Genomic DNA, 1,373 nt, shown 5'->3' with positions numbered 1-1,373 from the left:
CAACCGCGCCAACCGATTCGACGCCGCATCCAGCTCGCGATAGGTCATCGACCGGCCATCACAGGTCAACGCCACCGCCTCCGGGGTATGGGCCACCTGCTCAGCGAACACCGCCGGAATCGACACCGCAGCCGACCCCGGCCGCGTCAACACCGCCCGATTACCCCACTCCTGCAGACGCGAACGCTCACCAGCATCCAACACATCCACCGACGACAACCGCCGAGACGGATCGGCGACCATCGACTCCAACACCCGCCGCAACCGCGCGATCAACGACTCCACACTGGCCGCATCGAACACATCGGTGCGGAACTCCACCCCGCCGCCGATGCCGGCCGGCTCACCGATCTCAGTCCAACGCTCAGCCAACGAGAATGTCAGATCCATCCGTGCGGTCCGAGAATCGACCGGAAGTGGCGCGGCCTGGACGTCGCCCAAGGCCAGGCCCGCCGTCGGATCCTCGAGTTGCCAGTTCTGCCAAGCCAAGACCACCTGAACCAACGGGTGATGGGCCAACGATCGGGTCGGGTTGAGCCGCTCGACCAACACCTCGAAAGGCACATCCTGATGCTCGTAAGCCGCCAGGCTGCGCTGACGCACCTGAGCCAACACCTCGGCGACCGTCGGATCACCATCAAGATCCACCCGCAACACCAACGTGTTTACGAAGAAACCGACCAATTCGTCCAGTGCCGAATCACGCCGTCCGGCGATCGGGAAGCCCACCGCCACATCCGAACTGGCGCTCACCTTCGACAACAGCACCGCCAACGCAGCCTGCATCACCATGAAGCTGGTCGCGTCGTACTCGCCGGCGACCTCACGCATCCGCCGCTGCAATTCCGCAGGCCAGTCCACCGCCACCGTCGACCCCCGGTAATCAGCCTCCGCGGGATACGGACGATCGGTGGGCAACTGCAACCGCTCCGGCAAGCCAGCCAGCGCATCGTCCCAATACGCCACCTGCGCGGCGATTGGACTGCCGGCATCGTCGAGATCGCCGAGCTGGGCGCGCTGCCACATCGTGTAGTCGACATACTGCACCGCCAACGGTGCCCACCCCGGTGCCTGCCCGGCACACCGGCTGGCATACGCCACACCCAGATCCTGGACCAACGGAGTGATCGACCACCCATCAGCGGCAATATGGTGGACTACGGCCACCAACACATGAGTCGACTCATCGACACGGAAAAGCCTTGCCCGCAGGGGGATTTCGTTCGCCAAGTCGAACAGGTGACCCACCACCGCGCCGATGGCCTCCTCCAGCCGGCCCCCAGACCAGCCGCTGGCATCAACGACCTCCCAACCGAAGTCGGCCTCCTCAGCAGCCACCACCACCTGATGCGGCAACCCCTCAGGCGCAGCGA

1 protein-coding gene is annotated in these 1,373 nt (G+C 65.1%); it reads right to left on the bottom strand.

Going from position 1 to position 1,373, the window contains the following annotated elements; translation table 11 throughout:
• A partial coding sequence (locus tag RMCN_RS04400) for a condensation domain-containing protein (protein WP_234787569.1) occupies positions 1-1,373 on the bottom strand: 1,373 nt, incomplete at both ends.

This window comes from Mycolicibacterium novocastrense (assembly GCF_001570485.1).
Lineage (GTDB): Bacteria > Actinomycetota > Actinomycetes > Mycobacteriales > Mycobacteriaceae > Mycobacterium > Mycobacterium novocastrense.
The sequence above is the reverse complement of the archived record's forward strand: the minus strand, read 5'-3'. Positions and strand labels throughout refer to the sequence as shown.